We start from the raw sequence: 22,168 nt of genomic DNA, 5'->3' as shown, positions 1-22,168 counted from the left end.
CCCGCCGTTATTTTCCTACCAACTACATCCTTCATTATAACCAAGGTTAGGGCAGATTTAAAGGTGCCCGATAAGCACAGGTGTTCCCCCTCCGACCCGCTTCCTTATTCCCTCCCAGAACGCTCACGTTCTGACTCCCCGCCGGAGGTTTTGCCTGACCCGCGCTCTTTATCCTCGTCCGTGGTATCCTGTTTCATACGTTCGATTTCATTATCCTGCTTCCGTGCAGCGGGTGAATTGGGAGTGAGTACTGGAACAGAGTGTTGGGTGGAGTTTCCCCGCTCCTGTTCTTTAGACTCTTCGTCCCCGGGTTTTATCGGAACCGTCGGTTTGGAATCCTGCTTCCCGGATTTGCCCGCAGACCCCGCAGCACGATTGGCGGAACCTGTATCCGTGCGCTCAGCATCTTCGCCATCATCTTTATGGTTCAGCCGATCCTCTGCTTCCGAGCTAGCTTTCCCACCAGCCTCTGGCACGTGCAGCGCCCCTTTGTCTTTAAGCACTTGCGCCTGGATCTCAGGAGCTTCGAGCAGCCGCACACGCTCAGTCTTCGTTTTTAACTCTGTGGCTTCAACCTTGACCCCTGCCTTGTCAGCGCTTTGCCAAAGGGCATATTCCCCAATGCTCACACCTGTTTGCTCGGCCTTGGCCCGCTCCTGGTCTGTTAATTGAAGGACGGCTACCTTGGCTTTAACCTTCTCTTGAACTGCAGCACTGGCCGACTTCACCGCTTCCTCCAGCGCAGGGGAAAGCGGCCTGCCCCCGCTTGGAGCTAAGCCTACTAAAACCCAGGAGTGTTCATTCGTTAAATATCCCATGCCAACAGCCTGCTCCATTATCTTGGACATAGCCTCAAGCACAGGCAGGTTTTTGAGCTCCAAATTTTGAAGAATTTTTTCCCCATCAGAGTTCACAGCGCTGACTTTAAGAACCTGCTCACGGGCATTGACAGTAAGCTCTACACTGGGGTTAATATCAAGCGAAACAAACGCAACTGCGGTTGAAGCCTGTGCAAAGTTCCAGCCTAACGCTACCGTGAGTGTCAAGAGCAAAAGCGCTGCCGCTGCCGCCCAAGCTTTCCAGGCTTTCATGCCTTTCATGATGTTTATACCTTTCATGGCATCCCAGCCCGCGTCAGCTTTTAATTCAATTTCTTCCCCTACTTCAACGCCATACTTATTGGGAAGGCGGCGGAAAGAGCCGTCATCCACAAGTACTGCGCACTGGGAACCCGATATTTCCAGGACAACTGCTTTAATCTTTTTCATCGCCTTATTCCCCTTTCCGGGGGAAGTACATACTCCCTAAGATAGATGTAATCATTTTGCTTAGCAATTAAGATCGCTACAGCTAGGATATATTTGCGCCCCCGTTCCAGGACTTTGGGATGAATCCCGCTCCTGAGAGCCAGAGCTTGCATCGGTACCTTCCCTTTCTCGCTTACCTGCTGCCATAGATCCTCATCCAGAGCCAAGATCCTGGCCACCCGCAGTAAAGTTTCCCGGGAATCGCGATGTTTGGGGGAAACCTCAACAAGATCGGAAAAAGTGAGACCCCATTGCCCTAATTCCTGCGCATACTCCTTGATCTCGGTCGCCCGCTCCCGGTTTTGCTCGTGTTCACGAAAATCGTGCAGGCTGAGGGCAGCCTCTACTGCCAATCCCACTTCCACTTGATCAAGCGGCAAGGCTTCCCGGGACCGCTGCCGCCGATAATAGTCAATAAGGCGGCGCTTAATGAGAACGCGAGCATAGGCAAAAAACGGCACTCCCCGCTCAGGCTCGAAGTTGTCTATCGCTTCATTAAAAGCGACAAACCCTTCAGACAGCTCTTCATCCCGACCCCACTCCAAAAGCCTGTGACAGGCCTGGCTAGCGACATGACGGACGAAAGGCTGGGAGTCGTGCAAGAAAGTTTCTCGCGTGTCCTGGTCCGTTTTGATGCGGTCCCACGGCCATCTCTCCTCCCACTCCGGCATTTCTCCATCCTCCTACTTCTTAATACGCGCCCGTTTCTTTTTTTCTGGGGGTTAGGGGGGCTATTCAAGTATTCAGGAGTCAGTAGTCAGGAGTCAGAATTCTACTGACTCCTGTCTCCTGTCTCCTGACTACTCGTAGTTTGGGCTAGAACCTTAAGCACAAAACGGGGCAAAACAAGCTGGCGTCTGAGCCGCCCAGGCTCACGCACTAAGCGGTAAAACCATTCAAGGTGGGAATCCTGCATCCATTTAGGGGCGCGTTTGACCACACCAGCCAGCGCATCAAAGCTCCCCCCCACGCCGATGCTGACCACAGCGAGGCCGGGATGCTCTGCCAGCCAGTATTCCTGGCGCGGGCTGCCAAGGCCTGCGAGTAACAGTTGGGGGCGGAACTCTTTAATCTGGCGTACAACTTCCGCTTCCTCCGCTTGCGAAAAATAGCCATGGCGTGCCTGCCACACAAGCCCATTCTTATCCCAGGCAACCTTGCGGGCAGCCATTTCCGCGACTCCCGGCTGCCCCCCCAAAAAGAAGACCCGCCATTTCCCCTGGTTCGCCACTGGAAAAAGTCCCTCTAACAAGTCTATCCCTGTCACTCTTTCCGGCAGTGGGGTTTTTAACCTAGCTGCTGCCCACACGACACCGATGCCGTCAGGAGTCACGAGCCCCGCTGTGTTTATGAGTTGACGCAGACGGGCATCCTGGGAAGCCCGGAAAACCATTTCCGGGTTCGCCGTTACTACACGCAAGAATTCATCAGCCTCAAGCGCGCGGGCAATGCGGGCTATACTCTCAGTCAAACTTAGGCTGTCTATATTTACACCTAGAATGTCTACTCTCATTCAATCTAATCCTTATCCAAAGTAAACTACTCCAAAACCTTAAAGCCTATATTTTCAGGCACCAAAGGACATTACAACATTTCCATAGTTAAAGAAAATCCGGGGACCCAGGCTTTGCTGCGCAGCCTTGATGCCCCGGGACTAGAGGGATCTGCTTGTATCTGCTATCTCCAGGACTAATCTGTCTTAGAAACTGCCGTCAAGGACTTTGCCAGTTCCTAAAGCCACACAGGATATAGGATCTTCGGCCATCGTGACCGGCAAGCCGGTTTCAAGCGCCAGTCTGGAATCAAAACCATAGATTAAGGAGCCTCCTCCTGTCATAACGATTCCTTTATTCAAAATATCAGCTGAGAGTTCGGGCGGCGTCCGTTCCAGCACTTCCTTGACTGCTGCGACAATCGCTTCGATCGATTCCTCTAAAGCCTCAAAACATTCCTTTGAGTCGACTACAATCGTCTTCGGCAAGCCTGTTACTAAGTCACGCCCGCGCACATCGATGATGGCATTGTCTGAGCGCCCTTCCCTAACGGCTGCTCCGACCGCAATTTTTATCTCTTCGGCGGTTCTCTCCCCAATCATAAGATTATGTTCCCGCCGGATATGGCGCGTTATTGCTTCATCAAATTTATCCCCGCCTACCCGCAGGCTACGTTTGCACACAATACCCCCGAGAGAGAGGACAGCAATGTCTGTCGTCCCGCCGCCAATATCCACGACCATGTTCCCGGTCGCACCGCTAATATCCAGTCCGGCCCCAAGAGCCGCAGCATAGGGCTCCTCCACCACTTTTACTTGCTTGGCTCCGGCCTGGTAAGCAGCCTGTTTAACCGCCCGCTCCTCCACCTCTGTGATACCGGAAGGAATGCAGACTACTACCCTCGTGCGGAAGAAAGGCCATCTCTTGGCCCCTGCTTTCTCCAGAAAATACTTAAGCATCAGTTCTGTAGTCTTATAATCTGCGATCACACCGTCCCGCATCGGACGCACCGCAACAATATTGCCAGGAGTACGTCCCAGCATTAAGCGAGCTTCCTCGCCTACCGCAATCCGTTTATTCGTGTTCTTGTCAATTGCTACTACGGACGGCTCATGCATTACTATCCCTTTGCCTTTGGCATACACAAGCACGCTGGCTGTTCCCAAATCAATCCCTAAATCAATCCCGAACATGGAGTGGTGTACCCCTTTCCTTTGCCTAGCTTGTCCACATAAAAAAGAACTTATAAGCAAAAGCTAATCCCCCGACGGGAGATTAACCTTAAGCTTGGTTCGCACAATTTCTTATTCGTTAAAAACCTTTCATTTCCTTTATTTTACCCAACTTTTTTGCGAAGGACAAGAAAATACCAGCGCTTTCCTCAGTTTTCCTGATATTTTTTACGTGTCGCTTCCCCACCACGAATATGCCTTTCTGCTTTATTATTTTCTAAGACCTGTTTTACTTCCATCGCCAACTTTTCATTAATTAGCTGCAAACGCTCCGTCACATCCTTATGGACCGTGGATTTCGATACCCCGAAGACATCAGCCGTTTGCCTTACCGTCGCGCTTGATTCCAGGATATAATTCCCGATGTCCAGTACCCGTTTGCGAATGTATTCCTGCACGCCGAGCCCTCCTTCTTAGCGGCCAATTTTTTGTACATCTATATGCACTTGCCAAGAAAAAAGACATCCTTAAAGGATGTCCTACCATTGGTAAATGCTGTATAAATTTTTCCCTATAGACATTCACCACTCGATCTAACACAATTTCGCCCGCGTGATTTGGCCTCATATAGCAAATTGTCTGCACGCATAACAATACTGTCCACCGTATCACCCGCACACGAACCTACCACGCCAAAACTTGCTGTCACCCTGCCCACGCCTGGAATATCGAGGTTAATTAACTGCCTTCGCATCTCTTCGGCCAGATCCACTGCCCCTTCCCTTGGCGTATCAGGCAGTAAGAGGATAAATTCTTCGCCGCCCCAGCGCGTCAGAATGTCGATTTTGCGGATCCTTTTTTGGATCAGGTCGACGAGACTTTTCAAGACCAGATCCCCTGCGGCGTGCCCAAAGCGGTCGTTTATACTCTTAAAGTGGTCCAAATCAAACATGATTATGGAAAAAGGTAGTCCAGTCCGCCGCGCCCGCTCGATTTCCTGCTCCAGTATCTGCACAAAATAGCGGCGGTTGTACGCCTTTGTCAGAGGATCCGTGATTGCCTGACGATGAAGCTCTCCCTCCATTTTCTTATATTTTGTGACATCGACCGTATAGTGTAAGTAAAGATTGTCATCGACAGGCACCCACCAGGTATCCCAAATCACTCCATCCAATTCCACTTCCGAGTTCTCGCTTTTCTTTCCTGCCATTGCCTCATCCGCACGGCAAAAATAGCATTTCGTGCCTGGAAGCGCTTGCCCTGTCGCTTGAAAAGCTTTGCGTTGGGCAGGTGAAATGGTATTTAAGTCATGGATGCCCTGCCAACAATAATCCCCTTCTGAGGCTCCAAAGGCCTTGGCGGCTTCATTCTGAGCAAGGATACGACGTTCCCGCGTGATCAGCCAGGCAGGATTGGGTATGGCCTGTAACATGGTGTGTACCAACTTACTTTTACGCTGCAACTCTTCCTCCACCTGCTTGCGTTCGCCGATGTCGCGCACAATTCCCACCGCATGCCAGGCATCCCTAATCTTCAAAGCAGCCAGTGAAAGCTCCACATCAAGCTCCCGCCCGTCTTTATGTTTGGCTTTCAACTCAATTGTTTTCCCTATGGCATTGCCTTCCCCGGTTAACTCAAAATGATGGAAAGCTTCTTGATAGATCTTAAAACTTTCATCAGGCACCACTAGCCGGTGCAGGTCTTTCCCCAGGATTTCCTCCCGGGAGAAGCCGAAAATCTGTTCTGCTGCCGGGTTCCAAAACACAACTTTCCCCTGCCCGGCGAGCATGACGATAGCGTCCCTGGCCGAACCCATAATTGCACTTAGCATCGCTTCCCTGTCTCGCAGCTCTTCTTCCATAGCTCTGCGCTCTGACAGGTCGATAATCAGCGCCAGGCACAATTTTTCTCCCCTGTAGTCGAAAAGCTGTAAGTTCACTTCCACAGGATACAGGGAGCCATCCTTCCGGCGGTGCACTGTGTTGAACGAAATCTGTTCCTGCTCTCCTCTGATCAACGGTTCAAGCAACTTTCTGAAGCTCTGCCGGTCAAATTCAGGCTTGATGTCAAGAGGAGTCATGGTACTCAGTTCTTCACTTGTGTAGCCCAGGTTTTCCCTGGCCCCACGGTTCACCGCCATGAAGTTTAGGGTCTCAGGCTGGAATAGATAGATCTCATGCAGGGAGTTTTCGAAAATCCACTGGTACAATTTGGCCTGGCTGTTGGCGGCAGAATGTTGGAGGGCCATGTCCACGGCAGAGACGAGCACATGTTCGCCCGTCCCTTTTACCACAGAGCCGTAAGCGGTGACTAAACGGATTTTTTCCATGATGTCCTGTTCCGTGTGGGCGGTAAGAAAGACCACAGGCACATCGCTGAACTGCTGGATAGCCCGCGCAGCCTGCGCCCCATCCATACCTTGCCCCAGTTCGATATCCATGAGGATAAGGTCAGGGCATTGGCTACCACAGACTTTCTCGACCGCTTCTTCGCCCGTCACAACAACCTCTGTATGATACCCGTAGTTATTTAAGATTGTGGCGGTCACTTTGGCATTGAAGCCGTTATCTTCGACAATAAGAATTCTCTTATCATTAAAGGCGTTCACGGATAAACCTCCCACCAATGTAAACATTTTTCGGGAAAACCTTTCACCTTCTCAGGCGAAGTAACCCAGCTTTCCTATATTTGGCCAAACAGCAATTTTGCTTCGCTAAAGGGAAGTAATTCTTGGGTATTCACCATCGGATTGCCAATTGTTTCAGGCGTTGAATCCTTTCCTAGCCATCTGTCCCCAGGCTTTTTCGCGCCGGAAATATTGCCAAAGCCCCTGCAGGTGCCACCACACCGTAAGCTGGCGAAGGGCGATGGCCAAAAACATAAGCACATATGAGGCATCCGCAATCCCCAAGGCGAAGGAAATAAAGAGAGATATATAACCAATCCATTCAATGAACAGACTCATTTATTCCCGGGCCGCCGACCGTACAGCGTTGCGCCCGGCGGCTTTCGCCTCATAGAGCAGCTTTCCTAAACATTTCCTGAAAACTTCCTGCACTCTCCTGTAATTTGTTGATAGTCAGACTTAGATTTTTTCAGCCGTATACGCTCCACTGAAGCACCGCTCCCTCGAGTTTCATCTCTATCTTTTAATCTTTTTCTCCCCATACTCTACATCAGACAGACTTAACCCTCGGATAAACCTCAGCCGTCTGATTGAAAAATACTTGCACACCATCTGCCGGCAGCGGCGGACTGAAAAGATACCCTTGAATGATGTCACACCCGAGCACACCCAAAAGCGTCATTTGGTCTGCCTGTTCTACCCCCTCAGCGATCAATTTCAGGTGCAAGCCTTGGGCCAATTGAACAATGGCCTCGACAATCGCTGCATCTTCCGCATGGGTGAGGATATCCTGAATAAACCCGCGATCGATTTTCAACCACTCGACGGGAAACTGCTTTAAATAATTCAGAGAAGAATAACCCGTGCCGAAATCATCCAGAGCAAAACTGATTCCCTCTTTTTTCAGACGGTTAATGGTCGCCCGAGTGAATTCGACATCCTGCATGGCTGTGCTTTCCGTGATCTCCAAAACCAGGATATCTGGGGGCAGTTCCGTTTCCTGGACGATGCGCCTGACCGTCTCGACAAACTCCGGATGCTGGAACTGTTTGGCCGAAACATTGACCGCCAAATGAAAGAGGGGTACACCCTGGCGCAGCCACGTTGTGGCCTGGGCACACGCCTGGCGCAGCACCTCTTCCCCCAGCGGGATGATGAGCTCGCTCTCCTCGGCGACCGGAATGAACTGAGCCGGCGAAATCAGACCCAGTTCCGGATGCTGCCAGCGCACCAGGGCTTCCAGCCCGACCAGCGTACCCGTTTTCAAATGGACCTGGGGTTGATAATACACCACAAATTCTTTACGTTCTAGAGCGCTACGCAGGCGATTCTCCCAGGTCAGGCGTTCGAGCACCTTCTCCTGCATACCCGGCTGATAGAAGTGATACGCCGTCCCCGGCTTTTTGCGTGCTTCATCCATGGCAAATTCTGCCGCTTTGATCAAATCCTCCACTTCATGTTCGTCCGTTTGGCTCAATGCAATCCCGATCGCCAGTTCAACCCAGATCACCCGTCCACCGGCTTGGAAGGGAAGACTCATGGCCTCCTGCACCTTTTGGAGCACCGGCACAATATGTTCCGGGGAAGCCACTTTTGGGAGCCAGAGGATAAATTCATCCCCTTCCCATCGCCCCAGCACGTCCCGCTCCGACAAAAGCGTGGTTAAACGATCCGCCAGCTCTTTCAGCACCTGATCCCCACCAGCCAGACCGCATAGGACATTAATTTCCTTCATGCCTTTCACATTAAACGCCAAAACGGCATAACCGGTGGAGCGCCTCTCATAACGTTCAAGCAACAATTTCACCCGCTCCAGGTAATAGAAACGATTAGGAAGACCGGTTATCAGATCATGCGTAATTTGGTGACGTAACCGTTTTTCCAGTTCTTCCTGCTTGCTGAGATCGGAAAAAATCACAGAATAATGTTGAATACGTCCCTCATGAGCTTTCAGACCCGTAATCGTAGCCCAGAGTGGATAGCTGGCCCCATCCTTCCGCCGGCACCAGATTTCTCCCCGCCATTTTCCTGTTGTTTGAACAGAGATGATGATCTCCGCATACCCATCGTGCAATAGGTCAGAATCAGTTAAAAGCAACCGTTCCGGCTTGGACCCAATCACTTCATCTGGCCGATAGCCCGTGATTTCCGTAAAGGCCGAATTGACGGTTTCAATCACACCTTCCGCATCCAGGACCATGATCCCTTCTACCGCATTGTCAAAAACAGCCTGTGCCCGCTCCTTCTGCTTCCGAGCCTCCCGTCGCTCCCGCAGATCGGTAACCGTCAGCAGAAAGGCATCCCCGGCGTAATCTTCCACATGCCTGGCCCGCACCTCGACCGGAATAACCTCCCCGTCCCGGCGCAGACTCTGTGTTTCAAAGGGCAGTGCTCCCTCCTGTCGCAACCAATCCTCAAAATCTGATGGGTTACTGGTCTGCTCTGGATCGAAGAGGAAAACAAGGGGCCGTCCCAGAAGCTCCTCCCGCGTATAACCCGTCAAATCACAGGCTACGTGATTCACTTCCAGAATTTCGCCCGCAGAAGAGATCAACAAAATGGCCTCGTTCAGCGCATTGACCATAACAAAATATTTCTGCTCGCTCTGTTGCAAAGCGCGTTGCACCTTATGCAAACGGTCGTAGGGTTCCCGAATGCTACGAATAAAGACATAACGGTAGATGAGGAGAACATCCAGAGCTTTGTACACGTGCCCCATGGCGTCGGCGAGACCCGTTGTGGCATTATATTGAGTAAAAGTCCATTCGGAAAGGATGGCAAAGAAAAGGATAAGCAAAAAATCGGCCTCATCCGAACGGAACACGGCCAGCGGCCGCTTCAAGCGCCTGTTCCTCAGCCGCACATGATAAGCCATAATGGCCAACACCAGAAGCCCGATAATCAGGTACTCTACCCTCACCTTGGTAGCCGTCTGATGGCCGTTCACATAAAACTTAGGCAAAACCCAGGGAAATCCCAGGATGATAATATAGACTGCTAAGCCACAGACTATTCCCACCGTCAAAATAGCGGTGCGGGAAACGGGGTGTTCCTTTCGAGAATGAGCCCGACGCACGTTAGTCAAAGCAAACCCCAGCAACAGAGCACTCTCCAGCCCGCGCGCCGCCAGCCAAAACGCGATGCTCTTGTCCGGTGAATTGACGGTAAAAAAATCAGGCATTCCCGGATATGACAGAAGATGACCCAAATCAAGCAGGCCCACAAGGAGAAAACCCACAGCCAATCTCACCAGCCCTTTGGCCTGCGCGTGCTCCGGATTCCACCAACCGACGGCAAAGACCGAAATGAAGATTATCACCGCAAGAGTCTCTACGGTCGTACGGAAAGGGAGGTAGAACGCCGTCGGGATGACGACATCCCCGCCGGCGACCTGGAGGGCGGCCAACACGAACAGGAAACTGAAAACGACAAGCAGCTTAGGCGCAAAGGCTTTCATCCGGTCACGCTCTCTCATGGGCAATGCACCTCCTGTATATTGTTCATAATTATTTGATGAATTAGCTCCCTTAGAGCGAAAGGAATAACCCGTTTTCAGGACCTTCATCTACACCCTGTTTATAATATTGCTACTCTGCAGCAACTAGCTGACCGCTGTCTGGTGCCACTACAATGGTGTTTTTTTCTTTCATATTCGAGAAGAAGCGCCCATAACCACGAAAAGCGTTAAAGCCAAAGAGAGATTTCTTCTTGTCGGTGTTTTGTCATTTCTTCTCAAGCTCAATAATACAAGCGGCGAACAAAGCATGATCCTGCTTCTGGCCCAACAATCATCCTCTGTTTACAGCCAACAACAGAATATCCTGAGAAAATATTCTGCAGCAAACCCCAAATTCCTGTATGGCCGGCAGGAATTCAGCCGTATTGAAGCGAAATTAGATAAAAATACAAGAATAGTGTTACTCTATAGACTGTAGGATCGATAATCGTCAACTGTGATGGCATCTGCCGGAAAGGAGCCTGTTGTGATGAATTCGAAAGTGCTTTATAAACTAAGTTATGGTTTGTACGTCATCAGTTCCATCAACGGCACCCAGTCTAACGGACAAATCGCCAACACCGTGTTTCAAATCTCTTCAGAGCCGCTAACGATCGCGGTCAGCATCAATAAGAAAAACTTGACCCATGAATATATCGAGAAAAGCGGTGTATTTTCCGTGTCCGTTCTGCCTGTGACAACACCCGTGGATTTCATCGGGCAGTTTGGCTTTAAATCGGGTCGCGATGTGGACAAGTTCGCAGGCGTAGCGTACCGCACCGGGCTGACAGGAGTCCCCATCCTCCTGGAAAACAGTATTGGTTATTTGGAGGCCAACGTGGTTCAGCATTTAGATGTTGCAACCCATACTCTGTTCATCGGCGAAGTCGTGGAGGCAGAGGTACTCGGCGAAACAGAACCCATGACCTATGCTTACTATCAGGCCGTAAAGAGAGGTTCGGTGCCTCCCGCAGCGCCCACTTACATCAAGCCTCAGACCATGCCCACTGGGGCAGAGGGAGAAAAACACAAATGCACAGTGTGCGGTTATATTTATAATTCCGCCCAAGGCGATCCGGCCTCTGGACAGGCTGCAGGGACCTTATTTTCAGCCCTGCCTGAAGCTTGGGTCTGTCCGGTCTGCGGTGCCGGTAAAGAAGAATTTGAGGCACTGCCTTAACCAAACAAGGAGGTACACGATGGCTGTAAAATTGAGTGATAGCGTACGTTGGGTGGGGAAAATTGACTGGGAACTGCGCAGATTTCATGGGGAGGAACTTTCAACCCATCATGGATCATCCTACAATTCCTATTTAGTACAGGATCAAAAAACAGTTCTAATCGATACGGTATGGGGACCTTTCGCCCAAGAGTTTGTGAATAACTTGAAACGAGAAATCGATCTGCACCAGATCGACTATATTGTCGCCAACCACGGCGAACCGGATCACAGTGGGGCATTGCCACTCTTGATGCGCGAAATACCGGATACGCCAATTTACTGTACGGCCAATGCCGTTAAGTCTCTCAAAGGGCAATACCATGAAGATTGGAATTTCAAGGTCGTAAAAACGGGGGAGCGCTTATCCCTTGGGACCAAAGACTTGATTTTCGTCGAGGCCCCGATGCTGCATTGGCCTGATACAATGTTTTCTTACTTGACCGGGGATAATATCTTGTTCAGCAACGACGGTTTCGGTCAGCATTATGCCTCACATCAGATGTTTAACGACCTGGTCAATCAGGAAGAACTCTACTACGAAGCCATGAAGTACTATGCAAACATCCTTACACCCTTCAGTAAGATGGTTGCGAAAAAGATTGCTGAAATTCTGGCTCTCAACTTACCCCTTGAGATGATTTGCCCGAGTCATGGTATCATGTGGCGACAAAACCCGCTGCAAATTGTTGAGCGCTATCAGAAGTGGGCCCAGGACTACCAAGAAAATCAAATCACCATCGTGTACGACACGATGTGGAACGGCACGCGCCGGATGGCGGAAGCTATTGCGGAAGGGATCAAGCAGGCAGACAGCCAAGTTGAGGTCAAACTCTTCAATTCCGCCCGGGCCGACAAAAATGACATTCTCACTGAGGTCTTTCGTTCCAAGGCTGTACTCGTCGGATCACCGACAGTGAATAAAGGCGTTCTCTCCTCGATCGGTAGTTTTTTGGAAGAGATCCGGGGACTCAGTTTCAAAAATAAGAAAGCCGCCGCCTTTGGAACTTATGGCTGGAGCGGCGAATCCATGGCCACCATTTCAAAGGGGTTATCGGAAGCTGGCTTTAATGTCGTCTCTGACGGCCTGAGACTTCTCTGGAACCCTGATGCAGAGAGTTTGGCGCGCTGCGCCGATTTCGGGAAAGAGTTTGCATCAAGTTGCCTCTAGGCTAGCAGATTTTGCGGCTCTTAGCCTGTTCTAAGGATGACCGGAGCGCAGGCATCCATTGCCCTGAAAAAGGCCTCAGAATGTGGAAATGCGAAAATGGAAAAGGATTATAATGAAGGGAGACATGTTCGAAGAATATAACGATTAAAAATGCTGAAAGTGGGGCGCAGTGAAACTTTGGTTTTGCTGCGCCCCTTCAATCACAATGCGCTCACCTGCCTGCAATCAAAGGAATAGTCGTCGAAATAGCAACACGAGAACAAGCAACGCTGATCAACAAGACTATCGGCCTGAAGTATATCTGGCAGGGTGTTTCCTATTGGCTTACCAACCCTTGAGCAATTCCTTGCGTTTTTCCTGCTTATCAAGGACAAACTCGCATTTTTCCCAGTCGGTGCTGTCGGGGATATCCATCTCATATTTCAGCTTAAACGGGTTTCTCTCCGGTATCCTGTTGATAGCTTCCAAGGCCTTTTGCTCGTCGTTTTGAGCCATGGCAATCCACACATCTTCCAAGACCTCCGGTATCTGACCAAAGATACCATAGATGCCCTTGAGGCGTTCAGACAGCTTGGAATGGACGCGGTCTTCAACTGAATCCTTATAGCGCATATTGTAAATCAGTATCTTGTCGGCTATCTGACCGATACGCTGAATACGGCCTTTACGCTGCTCTAGCCGGGTAGGGTTCCACGGTAAGTCGACGTTTATCAGGGTTGACAGCGTTTGCAGGTTTAAGCCCTCCGAGGCAGCATCGGTACCAACCAAAATTGTGATCTCCCGGTTCTTGACCATAACCTTGAGGTTATCCTTAGTTTCCTTGGTGAACCGGCCATCCTGATAAATGCCCGACTTATCGCCACCGGCGTACAGACCGATTTTTGTATCTTTAATATCCAGAGAAAGAAGCCTTGCCACATAGTTTGCGCTGTCGAAGTATTGGGAAAAGATGATACAGCCCTTGTCCTTCCAAGCGCCTTCAGTCTCTACGCCCTTTAACAATATTTCCAAAACCTTGTTATATTTAGGGTCGGTATCCTTGTTATCCCGCAGTACCTTAACCAGCCTATCAAGGCAGTCAACTTCCTCAGGTGTCAGCTCCTTGATCTCGCTGTGCTGGCCTTCATTTTCTTCCTCGTCCTCGTCAAAAACGTCGTCATACAAATCCTTAAGGCGTTCCTTGCCCTCCAGCGTCCATGCAAGCATCTTTTTAGCTGTGCTCTCACCGGCAAGCATAGTGCTGCCGATACGCTTAAGCATCAAGGTGGACATGAAACCACCACCCTTAACCCGTGAGGAGAGTAAGGAGCAAAATTCCTCGGCAATTTGATATGCCTGCAAGAGGTAACCCTTTAATTCCAACGCTTCATCGCTTTTTTCACCCAAGAGTTCTACTTCAATCTTTTGCAGATAAGGCTCGCCAGTTTCTTTGTTGATGGTATTCTCCAAAAAGTCACGTGTTCTGCGCACAATACAACGAATGTAAGGGTTATGATTGATGATAAACCTGTCATCATAATATAACTCTTTTATTTTTTGCTTTTGCGCCCGGCGCAGGCCACCATACAAACTCTGATCCAAAACAAAGGTATCGTCTGCAAGGTCCAGCTGATTGCGAATAATCCCGATTCGCCGGTTGTTCTCCGTCCTTTGAGGAAAGGGGTTGCGCACAATGTTCCACATTTCTGCGTCAGCGTCGGGTGGCTGCTTGTTTTCTGAAATATAATCAAGGCTCGTTTGAGGCAGCGTTCTCCAACTGCTGTACTTGTCACCCAACACTTTGTCGGTGGGCAATGCCAGCGCATTCAATAAATCGAACGCTTCAATCGGGTTCATCTGCACCGGGGTTGCCGTAGCCAGCAGCAAACTTATTGTCTGGAACGAAATCTCATTCAAAAATGCCAGCAAATTATTGGGTTGCGCCTTATGCTCATCAGCATCCTGGTTCATATTCTTTCTTCTTGCACGGTGCGCCTCGTCCAAGATAACGCACTCATACTTGAGTTGCTTTAGGTATTCCGCTGTTTCGGATTTGCGAGTGATAAGCCCTTGCGAGATAATGCCAATCCTGCGGGGGCACTTTTGAATACTTCTCGCGCTGTCCGACGGATACTCATAGCCGTTCTCATCGATCCAACATTTGCCCGACCAAACGGCGCTGGGTAAGTCCAGCAGGGTAAGCAGCTCGTCTTGCCACTGAAACAACAAGGTCTTAGGCACAATAATTAGGATAGGCTTATCCCCATACAGTGCCATCAGCTTTGCCGACATTGCTAACTGAACAGTTTTGCCCAAGCCTACCATGTCAGCGAGCAGGAGCCTTGCGCCGCCTTTTTGCTTGTGCTCACGAAAGGCGCGTTCAACGAAGTATTTTTGATGCTCCCATAAACCAAATTCTTTTCTGTAGACAGGCTCTTCAACCGCAACGCTGGGCACGATATCTCCGCTGTCCTCGCGCCAGTCGTGAAGCGAGATTACAACCCGCTTTGAGATGCGGTCAATATCGGACACGATGAAGTCGGACAGCGGCACGGCATAGCGGTTGTTCCAAAAATAGTCAAACTCCTGCTGCACCCAGGCCACAGCCTCGGCGCTGTTGTCCTCCCAGACCATTTCATAATTGACGGTATAGGCGCTCCTTGTTTCGTTGATGCTCCCAAGGAACGAGGTGGCGCTGCCATCCTTATAGGTGATCACACCGGCCTTGCCGTGCATCAGCCCGTAAATATCGTCGGGTATCACCTTGATTTCTAATTTGCCGGAGGATAGCAGTGTATAGAGCTTCTTGAGCCTTTTGGCTGCCGCCTCACTGCTGTATTTTTCCTCTGGCAGATATTCACACCATTCCTGCTTGAGCCGCATATTGGCAAGGTTTGCAATATTAACATCCTCAGGCGATAGGGTTGAATTGCAGACGATGCGCACCTTGCCCGCAACCCCCTCGATGGCCTCACCGGCTATCTCTAAGATGGACGAGCAGAAATAGCCTGCAATGCGGTCATAGCTTGCGGCATCCTTTAACTTTTCCTGCAAAAACTGTGTGTCTAACTTGCTTTGCCTTGAAGAGTAACGGCCAATCATCTGCTCACCTCATTTCGTCGTTTTCTTAGATGTGGTCGTTTTCTACCAATACATACAGGTGGTCTGCCATTTCGGCGGATTCCGCCCAGTGGGGCATGTTTCCGATGTCCTTTGTATCCTTCAAAAATTCCAGAAGCTGCTTTATCATATCGCGGGAGCCCCAATAATCAGGCAGGTTGTTCTTGATGTGGAACAAGCCCTTTTCGGGACGTCCGTCCTCTTTGATGGCAATGTGGATAGCCGCTAATATCAGGCGCAGGGTGGAACTCTCGAAGTCCGGTACTTCGTTGAGGGAGCGCATGGCAAACTCCACCGGAGTTTTAAGCCGCGCCGTATTGGCTTTTTCGTTTGCCATAAGCTGACTGTATGAGCCAATGGCAAAGCCCCGGGCAAATTCCTGATAGGTCGAAATCTGGTAGTTGCCGCGTTTTTCGCCCTCAAGCCCTTTGATATAAAAGCGTTCCGCACTGCTCATGTCTTTCCAGAGGTAACTTTCAAAGTCGGTAGGAATGATGAAGTCGAAGGCGATCTTTTTGGCTCGTTCAATCAGGCTGACCACCTTGGATTTTGCCGGGTCGTTGATGGCAAGGTTCAGCTCATAATCAAGATCCAGCTCACCGATATTTTTGTAGGAGGTCAAAACCTTTAATGAGGCGGCATAGGCAGCAAGCACATAGTCGGGGTCTGAGAAATTCGGCTCCTCCTTATCGTCTAATGCCTGCATGGACTCAATCTGCACCTTCACCTCATTTTTAATGTCCACATTGATTTCGTCAAGGTAGGCGGTATCGCTACCGGTCTGCTTACGCAAAACGAGCAATACGGTGCCCTTGACATAGTTGCCATCTTTTAAACCTCCACTTTCGGTTTCTGTTGCAATATTCCACGCTGCGCTCACTTTTAGCCCAGCCTTCCACATAATGAGGGCAAGTTGTGCCCACACCGCTGAATCGGAATGTGTGAACATGACCACTTGCAAGCCGTTATTGTCCATGTGCTTGGTAAGATTAGAGTATATCTCTATCATGCTGCGGGAGAAATGCTCATCACCCTTGATGGCAAGAATACGCTTGCTGTCGGTATACCATTCGGGAAAGGCTTCTTGAAGCAGCCTTTTATCCCATGCAAGGAAGAATTCTGAAAGCTCGTGGTAGTTTACAGCGTCAGCATAGGGTGGGTCGGTTATCCAAAAATCAACATCTGTTGATATGTCACGTGCATCGTTAAGCTGAACCTTGGCGTTTCTATTTATTGGGTATGCACTTGCAGTCCAAAGCCACAATGTGCTAAGCATTGTTAAGCTCCTAACACCCCAATTCATGAGCGTGTTCAGAGCTTGATTATAAAATGTGTTTTCGCTTTCATCTCTACCAGAATGCCAAACACATAATCTCGAATTTCTATCAACCGTTTTATTCAGGTTTAAAATACCAATGACTTTTCGTTTTTTATCGGTTTCCTGCATGATATACTTCATGAATAAACTATTTATCAACAACTGCCGTGCATTAAACAGATGATTCCAGTGCGTCCAACCACGATTCCGAATAACCTCTTTAGTTTTATCACCGTCTTCTATCTCCATGGACGGAACAAGTCCCTGCTCCTGCCAAGCAACAATATTATCCGCTACAATCTGCTTTACCTTTACCTCATTCTGTAAGTCGCGCTCGTTGGGCGCACGATAAAAACGGGTGCCATCAGAACGTTCATAACGAATGGCATACAGCCGTTCGCTGTAAACATCGTCTTCCCTGAAATCAAAGTCGCCTTTCTCCCACAGACGCAGACCGTATACCGTGTTTCCGTTTTCATCTCTGCGGTCTTTGCGCAATGCAGTGATTGGCGTGTTTTTTCTGCAATGTGGGCAGACCATACCTCTCGATGTTGCAGTTCCAGCTTTTTCTGCTTCCTTCATTTCATCAGCGGTAACATTCATTTTAATTGTTATATCATAGGCTTGTCCGTTTGGCGATAGCTTTGCAACAACTTTTCCGGCTCTTATTCCCACAACCAAAGACGGGAGCATAGGGACTTTCATGCCGCATTCAGGACAGACCGCCTCAACACAATACAGATATGTTAGGGCACGGTCGCCATGTTCGTTTTGCTCAATCCCCAAGGCGGTAATCTCTCTATCTACCTTGTCGAATACTTCCTGCTGAAACTTCTTGATCTCTGCCAGTTCTTCCTCGCTTGCACCGCAGATGTTAATACTCGCCCAAGTGAGCAAACCGGCGATGGGGTTTAAGTCGGAAGCATAGGTATCACAGCCCATGCGGGCTGCTTCAAAGGGTATAGAGCCGCCGCCGCAAAAGCAGTCGCCTACCCGGACATTTTTACCAAACCTTTTAACCGAAAGCTGCTGTGTTAGCTCTTGCAAGCTTTTGGCGTTTGTGCCTAAGTGGTGATTGATTTCGTTCCATGTCTGCGGGTCGAGGTTTTCAAGCTGCTCGGGGCGCTTACACTTCGTCAGCTTCTGGTCATACCCCAAGGAGTTGAATATCCTTTTCTCAACCTCTTTTTTATCTACGCCTGGATTTAGCTTGATTTTGCTGCCGGTTAGATCAAACCACTGCGCAATATAAGAAGATAGCTTTTTGTCTTTAGACGCAATGTCATACATCTCCTGCACGGAGAAGGTTTTTTCTTTTCTCAGGAGCAGACCGTTGTTGTCCATGCTCATGATTTTAAGGAAAATCTCCATATCCCGCTTGGGATTATCGCTTGCCGGCATAAGGCATCCCAGAATGGCGGCACGCACCAAAACCAGAGGCTTGCGCCCCCACCATTTTCCCAGTCCGGTAATAGTCTGGCCTTGGGACGATTTGCGTTCTTTATAGCTTTCCTTGCTCACCTTTGAAACAGGGAATTGCTTTTCAATAAATGACTGCATTGTTTCACCACCCGGTTATATTATTCATCCAGCATATCAAAGATGCTAAGCTGCGGTTTCTCATCTATGGGGTTTTCGCACAGCGCATAGCGCAAAGCAATGCGCCAACCCTTTTTATCCTTCATGTGGCCTGTAGAGGCATTGGTCATGGTATAAAGCCACCATCGTTCTTCAGGCATAAGCCCCCTCCAGTTGCGAATGGCCGTGGGAATAACAGACGGATCACAATCCTCGATGCCCCACAAAAGAACCATTAGTTCCTTGCCAAACAGCTTTTCGACAGGAGTGCCGCCTATAATAAACTTGCCTATTTTTAGTTTTTCTTTTTTCAGCCTGTTGTTGAATTCAGATGCCAGATCACTACTTACAAGATTCCATTTATGCTTGGATAGCTCCAGCCGCAAAATGTCCGAACGTTTAAGAATCTGTTCCTCTCCGTCCGTCCAGCCGTAGCGCTCATAAACCTGTACCGGCTCATTTCCCTTTGGAGGCACCACCACATAAAAATGGTTGGTACTTAAGGCAGGATCGACACCAAACCCATAGGTCTTGTGTTTAGCGCTCATTGGTTAATCGTTCCCTTTTTTTGTATTTCCATAATGTCGTACTTATTCATCTCGATCCAGTCCTTAAACTGCAAGCCTGAAATGAACAGCAGGGTCTTGTAGTCGAACTCCACGACTACATCCTTACCGGCAAAAGCAGACTCACGGATGAGGTCAATGGTTGCCTGTAAGTTATCAGCATCATAAGGCACATTGGCGGTAGAAAGCTCCATATAGTTGTCGGGGTTGGATTTCTCGGAGATAACCACCGTGAAGTGACGAATAAACGCCCCGGTCAGCTTCTTGAGCTTTTCAAGCTCGGAGTATGTGCCTTCTGTATCGCTGCACTTTTTCTGGTTGTGAAGCGTGTATTGAAGAGGTTTGCTATCTTGAATCTTAAACCTTTCAGCCTGTTTTTTCTCGACTATTGCAATGTCTTTTTCTTCTATAACTTTTCCCTTATACAGTACCGCCGTTCTGACAAACTTGCAAGAAGGGGGCAACACAATCTCGCCGGTATATATTCCGCCGCTTTCCTTGGGGTTACTGCCGTCAGTGGTATAACGAATTTCAAAATCCTTGTGGGTCTTCAGCTCCAGCACATTACCCTGCACACCTTGACGCTGCTCGTAGCGCAGGGGCACTTGACATATAAACTCTTTTACACTGCCCGTCGGATGGGGGCTGCTTTTGCTCGAATCCACGCAAATGAAGCTAACCAGCGGCTCTTTGATGATAAATGGCGTTTGGGTCACCTCTGCCGACGCAGTGGTAGGAGCTGCACCGATATCATAATAGATGCTGTCGCCGTGAACGCCACGCACCTTTAAGGTGAATTCGCCTGTCTGCTCGTTATAATTGGTCTGCTCAACCGCAACGGAAGTAGGCTCCTTTTCAAAGGGACCTTTTACAATATAGCCGCCGACCTCGCGCCACTTATCCTTTTTAATGCAATCCTTGCGCAGATCTTCAAACTGGCTGGGGTGATACCACTGCCAGATGGTTTCAGTTGCGGCACGTTCCTTGATCTGGTTCCAGGTCATCTCTTTTTGAGTGAAAAGACGCTGTTCGCATTTTTTCTGCATGGTATCCATAAAGTCATCGTTTGCCTCGTAGTCCTGGAACTTCTCTGCCTCAGCTAAAACTTTGATGATCTGGTCTTCGCCCTTGAAGGCATTCTCCTTGAATTCCAGCTTGAAGTCCTCGGATATAATACCCGCCTTGGTGGGAAAATAGAGAGTGACAAAGGTCTCGCGGATTGTTTGCAGCAGAGCTTGCGTGGCCTTATCCTGCTGGTTCTCTGCCTCTTTGTACTGCTGATCTGTTGCCGGAACATGCTCGGCCTTCATGGTTGAAATGATCTGGCGGATAGCCGTTAAACGCTTGCTGTTGTTATAGAGCTTTTCCATGACGTTGCGCTGCCCGGAAAGGAACATCACCCTGTTTTTATAAGGCGCATTGTCATAAAAGGCTTGCAGATCCGAGTGAAGCTTTGCTCCGGCGTACGGTTCGAAAATCACAAGCGCAATCTTGTTCATATCAAGCTGTATTTCATCTACAGCCGGAAGCACATATAAAAGCTCGTAGCACTTTTTCATGCTCGGCTTGAAGTTCTCTTCGAGAAACTTTTTAAGCTCTTTTTTAGCGTTCTCGTTGCTGTAGGAATCAACCAGTGTATTCATCTCAGCGACCATGTTCTTAGTGTTTTGGAAATAGTAGCGCCCACGGTTGTCCATTTTTAGGTACCAGCTCTGGGTTTTTACTTCCTCGAACGCCTTTTTGTAGTTGTTCAGCTCGATATTGGGCTCGCAAAGGAAACCCAAGGCCTCCGAATCGGTAAGACCCTGCAAACCATGAGCAGTATCGCATAAGGAGGACATGAGCAACAACTTGCAAATATTCTGCGCATAGGGGTAGGGGGCCTTTTCCTGATCATCTATTGACTCAGCCACAGACTTGCCTGCTTGTGCAATATCATGGCTGATGGCAGCCTCCAAAGAGGGCTTAATCTGCTTAATATAGCTCAGCATGTTTCTGTCGTTAAGGTCTATATCGAAAACACTGATAAGATGCTTTTCCTGTGCCTTGCCGCTTTCATAGAACTGACGCACAATCTGGCGCATCAGCTTTATAAGGCCACGGGTTTGCTGAAAATTGGTGTTCTCCTTAAACCGTGCATACAGTTCCTTGATGGAAGGATGGAAGGGGTAGGAATCCCGTATGCCTAAAAACACCTTGTCGCCCGCTGGATTTGTAAGTCCCATCTTGTTTGCACGGGTCAAGGAGTCTCTATACTCAATAGCGATTTCGTTGACAGCAGTGGAGGCACTCGACGCACATTTTTCAAAGAGCCTCTTTTTCAGGATATCGTATATTTCATCCGAGTTCAGTGCAACCGGCTCAATGTTTATAGCAGAACGATTGGCTTCACTTTCCAGTTCCTTAAAACTTGACTGCAAAAACTCGCTGCCGGATTCATATGTAGCTTTCAAATCAGAAAAGACCAAACAAACATTAGACAGTTGCTCTTTGCCCAAAGCAGCAAAGAGGTTTGCCAAAGCTGTAATGCTAACCTTGCACAAATCAGAGTTGCCGACTGTAATTGATTTGGCATTCTCCAAATAGGGAGGTAGCTCGTCAAGCAGGATCAAGATATTCTCACCTTTTAGCAGTTTAATCCAGGCACTCTCACCAGGTGCTCTCAAAGGAGAGTATAGGTCTGCAAACAATTCCTTTTTACCGAGCTGTTCGGCAATGCTGCCCCAAATGCCAAAAGGCGCGTCACTTTCACGCCCGGAAAAGGCCACAACTTTGACAGCGCCGATATTATCATATTCCATGCCTACAATTTTTCTGCGCCAGTCAAGGTTTTCTGCAAGCAAAGCCAAGGCTAGCATATTATGGGTTTTACCGCCACCCATGGCCTGTGTCAGCTTAATAACGCCTGTATTAGTTTTACCCTGAAACCGCTTAAACGCAGTATCAAAGAGAATGTCCATGCCTTTTGTCTTAAAGTTCTCACTAAAGAATTTGTCTGCGTCTATTCTCTTTTCGACCAAGTCACTTAAATTCAGAACATCGTCTCTCGTGGTATCAGCAAAGACGCTTCCTCTTGGTTTACAAAGCTCAAATATCGTTTGCATGATATATCCTCCCATCCTG

At 49.1% G+C, this 22,168-nt stretch carries 14 protein-coding genes; 2 read left to right on the top strand and 12 right to left on the bottom strand.

Annotation, left to right across the window (positions count from 1 at the left end; translation table 11 throughout):
* Positions 1-104: 104 nt before the first annotated feature.
* The 8 genes from ACYQ2N_RS11610 to ACYQ2N_RS11575 all read right to left on the bottom strand — a co-directional run bounded on the left by ACYQ2N_RS11610 (position 105) and on the right by ACYQ2N_RS11575 (position 10,073).
* The gene (locus ACYQ2N_RS11610; protein ID WP_459999383.1) at positions 105-1,268 is read right to left on the bottom strand and encodes an anti-sigma factor domain-containing protein; all 1,164 of its coding nucleotides are present in this window, start codon (positions 1,266-1,268) and stop codon (positions 105-107) included.
* The gene (gene sigI, locus ACYQ2N_RS11605; RefSeq protein ID WP_459999382.1) at positions 1,265-1,978 is read right to left on the bottom strand and encodes an RNA polymerase sigma-I factor; all 714 of its coding nucleotides are present in this window, start codon (positions 1,976-1,978) and stop codon (positions 1,265-1,267) included. The genes ACYQ2N_RS11610 and sigI overlap by 4 nt, the downstream gene beginning before the upstream one ends.
* Positions 1,979-2,079: 101 nt before the next feature.
* Positions 2,080-2,820 carry a WecB/TagA/CpsF family glycosyltransferase gene (locus ACYQ2N_RS11600; RefSeq protein WP_459999381.1) on the bottom strand — a complete coding sequence of 247 codons (741 nt, stop codon included), beginning with the start codon at positions 2,818-2,820 and terminating at the stop codon, positions 2,080-2,082.
* Positions 2,821-3,006: 186 nt separating this feature from the next.
* Positions 3,007-3,993 (bottom strand): rod shape-determining protein MreB, encoded by a 987-nt coding sequence (gene mreB, locus ACYQ2N_RS11595; protein WP_459999380.1) that lies wholly within the window; start codon positions 3,991-3,993, stop codon positions 3,007-3,009.
* A 188-nt stretch (positions 3,994-4,181) separates the two neighbouring features.
* The gene (gene spoIIID, locus ACYQ2N_RS11590; protein ID WP_459999379.1) at positions 4,182-4,430 is read right to left on the bottom strand and encodes a sporulation transcriptional regulator SpoIIID; all 249 of its coding nucleotides are present in this window, start codon (positions 4,428-4,430) and stop codon (positions 4,182-4,184) included.
* A gap of 113 nt (positions 4,431-4,543) precedes the next feature.
* Positions 4,544-6,580, bottom strand: coding sequence for a diguanylate cyclase (locus ACYQ2N_RS11585; protein WP_459999378.1), 2,037 nt, complete (start codon positions 6,578-6,580; stop codon positions 4,544-4,546).
* Positions 6,581-6,733: 153 nt separating this feature from the next.
* Positions 6,734-6,937, bottom strand: coding sequence for a hypothetical protein (locus ACYQ2N_RS11580; protein ID WP_459999377.1), 204 nt, complete (start codon positions 6,935-6,937; stop codon positions 6,734-6,736).
* A 211-nt stretch (positions 6,938-7,148) separates the two neighbouring features.
* Positions 7,149-10,073 (bottom strand): bifunctional diguanylate cyclase/phosphodiesterase, encoded by a 2,925-nt coding sequence (locus ACYQ2N_RS11575; protein ID WP_459999376.1) that lies wholly within the window; start codon positions 10,071-10,073, stop codon positions 7,149-7,151.
* Positions 10,074-10,584: 511 nt separating this feature from the next.
* On the opposite strand from ACYQ2N_RS11575, the gene ACYQ2N_RS11570 reads away from it, so the two are divergent.
* Together ACYQ2N_RS11570 and ACYQ2N_RS11565 are read left to right on the top strand one after the other, a co-directional pair.
* Complete coding sequence (locus ACYQ2N_RS11570) at positions 10,585-11,274, top strand: flavin reductase (protein WP_459999375.1); 690 nt, start codon at positions 10,585-10,587, stop codon at positions 11,272-11,274.
* 19 nt (positions 11,275-11,293) lie between these two features.
* On the top strand, positions 11,294-12,484 hold the full coding sequence (locus ACYQ2N_RS11565; protein WP_459999374.1) for an anaerobic nitric oxide reductase flavorubredoxin: 1,191 nt from the start codon (positions 11,294-11,296) through the stop codon (positions 12,482-12,484).
* A 324-nt stretch (positions 12,485-12,808) separates the two neighbouring features.
* Here ACYQ2N_RS11565 and ACYQ2N_RS11560 read toward each other — a convergent pair whose 3' ends face one another.
* From ACYQ2N_RS11560 to ACYQ2N_RS11545, 4 genes are read right to left on the bottom strand one after another with little or no spacing between them, the layout of a single operon-like run.
* On the bottom strand, positions 12,809-15,565 hold the full coding sequence (locus tag ACYQ2N_RS11560) for a phospholipase D-like domain-containing anti-phage protein (protein ID WP_459999373.1): 2,757 nt from the start codon (positions 15,563-15,565) through the stop codon (positions 12,809-12,811).
* Between the two features lie 25 nt (positions 15,566-15,590).
* Positions 15,591-18,461, bottom strand: a complete 2,871-nt coding sequence (locus ACYQ2N_RS11555) for an anti-phage-associated DUF1156 domain-containing protein (protein ID WP_459999372.1) — start codon at positions 18,459-18,461, stop codon at positions 15,591-15,593.
* A 20-nt stretch (positions 18,462-18,481) separates the two neighbouring features.
* Positions 18,482-19,027 carry a DUF3780 domain-containing protein gene (locus ACYQ2N_RS11550; protein ID WP_459999371.1) on the bottom strand — a complete coding sequence of 182 codons (546 nt, stop codon included), beginning with the start codon at positions 19,025-19,027 and terminating at the stop codon, positions 18,482-18,484.
* A complete protein-coding gene (locus ACYQ2N_RS11545; protein WP_459999370.1) occupies positions 19,024-22,164 on the bottom strand; it encodes a DUF499 family protein in 3,141 nt (1,046 codons plus the stop codon). Before ACYQ2N_RS11545 ends, ACYQ2N_RS11550 begins: the two co-directional genes overlap by 4 nt.
* Positions 22,165-22,168 lie beyond the last annotated feature (4 nt).

The organism is Paradesulfitobacterium aromaticivorans, assembly GCF_054657415.1.
This window is presented reverse-complemented; position numbering and strand designations above follow the sequence as displayed.